General features: G+C 51.4%; 5 protein-coding genes. All 5 read left to right on the forward strand.

What is annotated here, in order from left to right; genetic code table 11:
- Positions 1 to 1116: aminodeoxychorismate synthase component I (pabB, locus tag WAO31_RS04355; RefSeq protein WP_509590678.1), on the forward strand; the 1116-nt coding region annotated here is incomplete at its 5' end.
- Positions 1117 to 1120: 4 nt separating this feature from the next.
- A complete protein-coding gene (locus WAO31_RS04360) occupies positions 1121 to 1369 on the forward strand; it encodes a hypothetical protein (RefSeq protein ID WP_509590680.1) in 249 nt (82 codons plus the stop codon).
- Positions 1370 to 1434: 65 nt separating this feature from the next.
- Positions 1435 to 3909 carry a leucine--tRNA ligase gene (gene leuS / locus WAO31_RS04365; protein ID WP_509590683.1) on the forward strand — a complete coding sequence of 825 codons (2475 nt, stop codon included), beginning with the start codon at positions 1435 to 1437 and terminating at the stop codon, positions 3907 to 3909.
- A 71-nt stretch (positions 3910 to 3980) separates the two neighbouring features.
- Positions 3981 to 4580, forward strand: coding sequence for a helix-hairpin-helix domain-containing protein (locus WAO31_RS04370; RefSeq protein WP_509590685.1), 600 nt, complete (start codon positions 3981 to 3983; stop codon positions 4578 to 4580).
- Positions 4577 to 6574, forward strand: a 1998-nt coding sequence (locus tag WAO31_RS04375; protein WP_509590688.1) for a ComEC/Rec2 family competence protein, incomplete at its 3' end; no start/stop codon positions are given. The genes WAO31_RS04370 and WAO31_RS04375, both read left to right, overlap by 4 nt.

The following is a 6574-nucleotide window of genomic DNA, read 5'->3' on the forward strand; positions in this document are numbered from 1 at the left end:
GTCCCGGAAGACGACATCCCATTCAGCTTTAGACCGGGACTTGTTGGCTACTTGGGCTACGAATTAGGGGGTGATCAATCTAGTGGAGCAGCTGCGGGTGTTCACGCAAAGTCTCAGTTCATGACGGTCGATCGGGCCATGGTTTTTGATCACAGCAGTAAAACTATGTATTTCATCGGCCTATTTGAAACCACAGAAGAGTTTCAAAATTGGTATCGGGCAGCACTATTGCGCCTAACCCTTATTGGCGGCGAGGCATCTTCTTTTCTTCAGGCCACCAAAGAACCAAAGTTAATTTCAACAAAACTTCGGCACGAAAAAGACAGCTACTTAGATCTAATCAAGAAAGCTAAGGACCACATCGCCCGGGGCGATGTCTTTCAGCTGTGTCTAACCAATCAGATCTTTATAGAGCACGACGCCAATGCGCTAAAAACCTACCTCTCACTCAAAGAATCAAACCCAGCTCCCTACGGTGGCTATCTAAAACTTGGAGGGCTCGAGTTAGTTAGCTCATCTCCCGAGAGGTTCATAAAAGTCTCTTCAACTGGAAAAATCTCGTCCAAGCCAATCAAGGGAACTAGGCCCAGGTCTCAAGATCAGGGCGAAGATGCCCTGATTGCATCGGAGCTTGCCAATAACGAGAAAGAGCGCGCGGAGAATCTTATGATTGTGGATTTGATGCGAAATGATTTTGGTCGAGTCTGTGAGATGGAATCGATCATGGTGGAAAAACTCTTCGAGGTTGAAAGCTACGCAACCGTCCATCAGCTGGTTAGTACGCTGACGGGCCAGCTCAAAAAGGGCCAGAGTGCAACCAGTGCTCTGGCGGCTTGCTTTCCCGCCGGTTCTATGACCGGTGCCCCAAAGATTAGAGCGGTTGAAATACTAAAGGAACTTGAGCAGTTCCCAAGAGATATTTACTCGGGCGCCTTCGGGTATCTGGGCTTCGACGGATCGGCTGATTTTGGAATGACAATCAGAACTCTGGTCTTTGAAGGAAAGTCGGCGACGCTTGGAGTCGGCGGTGGAATCACAATTGACTCCGACCCGGAAAGTGAGTTCGAGGAGACCATGCTCAAATCCAAAGCTCTACTTAGGGCACTTGGGGGTTAGCCAGATGGAAGATTTAGCGCTTCTAATCGGAGGAATATTTATCGGCTTAGTTATCCTTGGAGCTGGCTCGGTCGTTCTCGCGATATTCGCGAGGAAAAACAAGCTTTCAAAGTATTGGCCGCTAGGGGCAGCTCTTGCACTGAGCATCTTGTCTCTGATTGCCTGGCAAGGCTCCGACCGTTTAGGCATGATTCCACTCGGTTGGGCCCTTCTTACAGCTGCCATAACCTATTGGCCACCCTCAAAACGCTAAGTAAGTCAGCTTGGCATTGGTAACCTTCTGAAGGGAACCATTCAAAATTAATTAGGAGCTTTACCTTGTCCACCGAGCCAGTTCAGTTTGACGCTAAGGCGTTAACGGAAAAGTGGCTCCCAGTTTGGGATGAGCTAAAGCCTTTTGACTCGGGCAACCCTGAGGATAAAAGACCCACGAAGTACGTGCTGGATATGTTTCCTTATCCCTCGGGCGATCTACACATGGGTCACGCCGAGGCCTATGCCCTCGGCGATGTCATCGCCAGGTACTGGGTGCAAAAAGGTTTCAACGTTATGCATCCGATTGGGTGGGACTCATTCGGTCTTCCAGCAGAAAACGCCGCAATCAAGCGTGGCCTGGACCCTAGAGGTTGGACCTACGACAACATCGCCCAGCAAAAGGCTTCAATGAGGCGCTACGCCTGCAGCTTTGACTGGGACCGGGTACTTATTACTTCAGACCCCGAGTACTACCAGTGGAACCAGTGGTTATTCCTTGAGTTTTATAACAAGGGTCTTGCTTACCGTAAAAACTCAAACGTTAACTGGTGTCCGTCTTGTCAAACGGTGCTTGCTAACGAGCAGGTCGTTCAGGGTCTTTGCGAAAGATGCGACACAGCGGTCACAAAAAAATCTCTTACCCAGTGGTATTTCAAAGTCACCGACTACGCCGACAGGCTGCTTGACGACCTAGACACACTCGAGGGAGCCTGGCCTGCCAAGGTGCTTACCATGCAGCGTAACTGGATTGGAAGATCCTTTGGTGCCGAGGTTAAGTTTGAAATCGAGGGGAGAAAAACCCCGATTGAGGTTTACACAACCCGACCGGACACCCTATTTGGGGCAACCTTCATGGTTGTTGCAGCAGATTCTGATTTAGCTGCCGAGCTAGCTTCGAAGGCAGCTGCCGAAACAAGAATGAAGTTCCAGGACTTTCTGGAAGAGACCAAAAACACCAAGGACATTGACAGACTTGCAACCGATCGCCCCAAGCGTGGAATTGATCTTGGTCGCTTTGCGATAAACCCCGTAAACGGTGAGAAGCTGCCGATCTGGGCTGCTGATTATGTTTTGGCTGATTACGGTACCGGTGCCATTATGGCGGTTCCCGCTCACGACCAGCGCGACCTTGATTTTGCTCGCCAGAATAATCTTCCGGTGCGACTTGTCGTTGACACCGGCGAAGAAGATCCAGCCGTTTCAGGTGTTGCAACAACCGGTGACGGGACGTTGGTGAACTCCGGTGAACTAAACGGATTGAAGAAAGCCGAAGCTATCGAAAAAATCACCGAGGTGCTGGCTGCTAACGGTCTTGGCAAAAAAGCCAAGAACTTTAGACTGCGTGACTGGCTGATTTCTCGTCAACGCTACTGGGGAACTCCGATTCCGATTGTGCACTGTGAAAAGTGCGGTGAAGTTCCGGTACCGGCAAGTGAGCTGCCAATTCGTCTTCCTGACGCTAAGGGCCTAGATCTGTCTCCGAAGGGAACTTCTCCCTTGGGGGGTGCCACAGACTGGGTGAACGTTTCTTGTCCTAAATGTGGTGGGGCTGCCAAGCGCGATACCGACACCATGGATACTTTTGTTGACTCCTCCTGGTACTTCCTAAGGTTCTTGTCTCCAAATTCAGACACCGAGGCGTTTCCGAAAGATGAAGCCAAAAAATGGGCACCGGTTGATCAGTACGTAGGCGGTGTGACACACGCCATCTTGCACCTGCTCTACGCTCGTTTTTTCACAAAGGTGCTGCACGATATGGGACACATTGAATTCGAAGAGCCCTTCACTAGGTTGCTTAACCAGGGAATGGTTCTGATGAACGGTTCGGCAATGAGTAAATCTCGGGGCAACCTCGTTAGGTTATCTGAGCAGTTGGATGAGCACGGCGTCGACGCAGTACGTCTGACCATGGCTTTCGCCGGTCCTCCCGAGGACGACATCGACTGGGCAGATGTTTCCCCTGCAGCAAGCGCGAAGTTTTTGGCCAGAGCCTGGAGATGCGCCAACGATGTTACAAGCGCCCCTGGAGTAGATTTTGCAACCGGAAACAACGAACTTCGCCGTGCAACCCATTTATTCCTGAAGGAATTTCCAGAGCAGATCGAGTCTTTCAAGTTCAACGTTGGCGTTGCGAAGATCATGGAGCTAGTAAACGCGCTCCGTAAGGCAATTGATGGAACACCTGGCGGATCAGATCCGGCGGTGAGAGAAGCAGCCGAGGCGGTTGCTAAAGCCTTGAGCTTGTTTGCCCCTTACACCGCGGAGGACATGTGGCAACTTCTTGGTCACCAGCCGGCAGTTGCCCTAGCGGGTTTCTCGGAGGCAATCCCAGCGCTACTGGTCCAGGATTCTTTGACGGCGGTAGTTCAGGTGGATGGAAAGCTTCGCGATAAGTTTGAGGTCTCATCCTCGATTTCAGAATCTGAGCTCGAGGCTCTTGCGATGGCCTCAGAAAACGTTCAGAAGGCGATAGAAGGTAAGCAGATTAAGAACGTAATCATTCGTGCCCCAAAGCTTGTAAATATCGCAACGTCCTAAATCCTCAAACTTTTACACAGATTGTTGAGCGGGCTGTTTTGTCGCCAGCTTGACTGCTTATCTTTGGGGCTATGGACTGGCTCAAACAGCAGCTAATTTCTGCGCTCTCTGGAGATCAAAAGGTTTCCAAGCAACTCCTCATTGCGCTAGCGGCGATAGTCGCAGTCGTGTCTCTGGTACTGGTGGCAGTCAATCGACCGGAGGTTCCAGCCGGCGAATTTGCAATCAACGAAAATGCTCTCGCCGGCGAAGCAGGTGAACAGTTTTTGTTTGTGCACATCGTAGGCGAGGTGAAGGCGCCCGGTATGTACCAGCTACCTCTAGGGGCGAGGCTCGTGGATGCGGTCTTCGCAGCCGGGGGTCTAACCAACGACGCTGATAATTCAAGTGTGAATCTTGCGAGAGAGCTTTCCGACGGTGAGCAGGTGATTGTTTTCAAGGTAGGTGAGCAGGGTTCGGAAGGATCGGCATCCGCTGGGGGATTGATCAGCATTAATCGAGCGGGAGATAGGCAGCTTGAAGAGCTTCCAGGAATAGGGCCAGCTCTTGCAGCGAGAATTATCGCCTGGCGAGAGGCCAATGGCGGTTTTAAGACTAAAAAAGATCTACTGAAGGTAAGCGGCGTTGGAGATTCAATCCTGGCTGGCTTTATTGATCTCATCACACTGTGACGATTGGTATCGCAGCTCTCGGTGTCTGGGCGGTACTTGCTGCCTTTACAGCTCTAGATTTTCTTCCAGTTTGGATTCCTGTAGTTTCAGGAGCCATCATTTTTGCTGTCGGCATGGGTGCTAACCAAACAAGAAGAGCCCTCGCGTCACTGCTTGGAGCAGCATTGCTGCTTGGTGGCGTCTCACTTTGGATTCAGACCGAAGTCACCAAGCCGGTTTGGCTTGTCAAGGCTGCCGCCGCTGAGACCAAGGCTTTACTGGAATTGGAAATCCTAAATCGACCTAAAGTTATTTTTCAAAACTTCGATCGCTCACCGGTCTACGGGGTTGCGGTATCTCTAAAATCCATCGATGATGAACCGGCATCAGGAAGAGGCTACCTAATTTTTGACGAGCAAGAGCTCACTCGAGGTGTCAGAGTGAAGCTCAAGGGTCAGCTGGAGCCCGCCGGAAGAAACTCAAGAGACGCTTTCCTGCTAAAGCCAAGCTCCGATTTCGCAGTCATATCTGACCCAGCAACTGCTCAAGGCTTCCTAAATAATCTTCGGGCCAACTACGTTGCAAGCATCGCGGGGGTGACCCCGGACTCTAAGACATTGGTTGCTGGACTGGCAATCGGTGAAATTTCTGACCTCAGTGAAGAACTCGAGGAGAAAATGCGTATTGTTTCGCTTACCCACTTGGTGGCGGTCTCGGGCTCCAATTGCGCAATTGTCGTTGGGATGGTTTACCTCGTTGCAGTTGGACTGAGATTTGGAATGGCCGGCAGAACCGTTATTTCACTCACTGCGCTTCTTCTTTATGTGCTCCTAATTGGCCCAGACCCGAGTGTCCTTCGTGCGGGAGTGATGGCAGCCAGTGTGATCTTAATGATTGCTCTTGGCCGAAGAACTTGGGCACTGAACGCGCTTGCCCTGGCAACTCTGGTGCTACTAATTGCAGACCCCTGGCTAGCGATCGAATTTGGTTTTGGTTTGTCGGTTCTCGCAACTGCCGGAATATTGTTGCTTGCCCCTGCAATCGCCGAGCGCTTGGGTAATCGGATGCCGATGCCGTTGGCTCTCGGTTTATCAGTGACGATATCGGCACAGCTTTTCTGCCTTCCTCTTCTGATGCAGCTTCAACCCGGTCTAGCCACCTACTCGGTAATTGCGAACCTACTGGCTGGACCCATGGTCGCACCCGTGACTGTACTTGGAATGATTGCGCTTCTGGTGAGCCCAATTGCCCCTTGGCTGGCCGGATTCATTTCATTTTTGGCCTCGCTGGGTACCTGGGTCATAGAAATGGTCGCAATTATTTTTGCCGATCTACCAGTGGCGTACTTTCCGTGGGCAACTGGCCTTCCGGCGACACTATTAAGCACGCTGCTAATTTTGGCTGTTGGTGCCTGGCTTAGAGCTGGGCAGTTGCCGCTTAGGCAGCTGGGGGTCGGAGCTGTCGTTGTTATAGCAGTCACAACAATCTCCGTCCCGGCAGCTTCGGAGATTCTTCCAAAGTCTTGGCCCATCAAGCAATGGCAGGTTGTTGCCTGTGACGTGGGGCAAGGTGATGCTCTGGTGATTCAGTCAAGGGGTCGAACAGCCCTGATTGATGTAGGGGCAGACGAAGAACTTGTCGACGAGTGTCTGCGAGAGCTAGCTATCCGAAGAATTGATCTACTTGTTTTGACTCACTTCGACTTCGATCACGTTGGTGGACTAGCGGGCGCGATAAACCGAAGAGAGGTTTCCACAGCCATAATCTCTGGATTTCCAGACGATCGCCCCGCAACTGCGGTATCTCTTAAGCAGCTCGATGAGGCGGGAGTCTCGGTCTTAATTGCCAACCCCTCCATGTCGGGAGTGCTGGGTGACTATTCCTGGAAAATTCTAGGACCCAGCAAAGAAGCTACCGAAGCGAAAGACTCCAACGACGCTTCGGTTGTGATGGTCTTTTTTGGTCTAGAACTTGACCTCCTGCTGCTTGGAGACTTGGGAGAATCTGGACAGCAG

This window comes from Rhodoluna sp., assembly GCF_049276775.1.
Lineage (GTDB): Bacteria > Actinomycetota > Actinomycetes > Actinomycetales > Microbacteriaceae > Rhodoluna.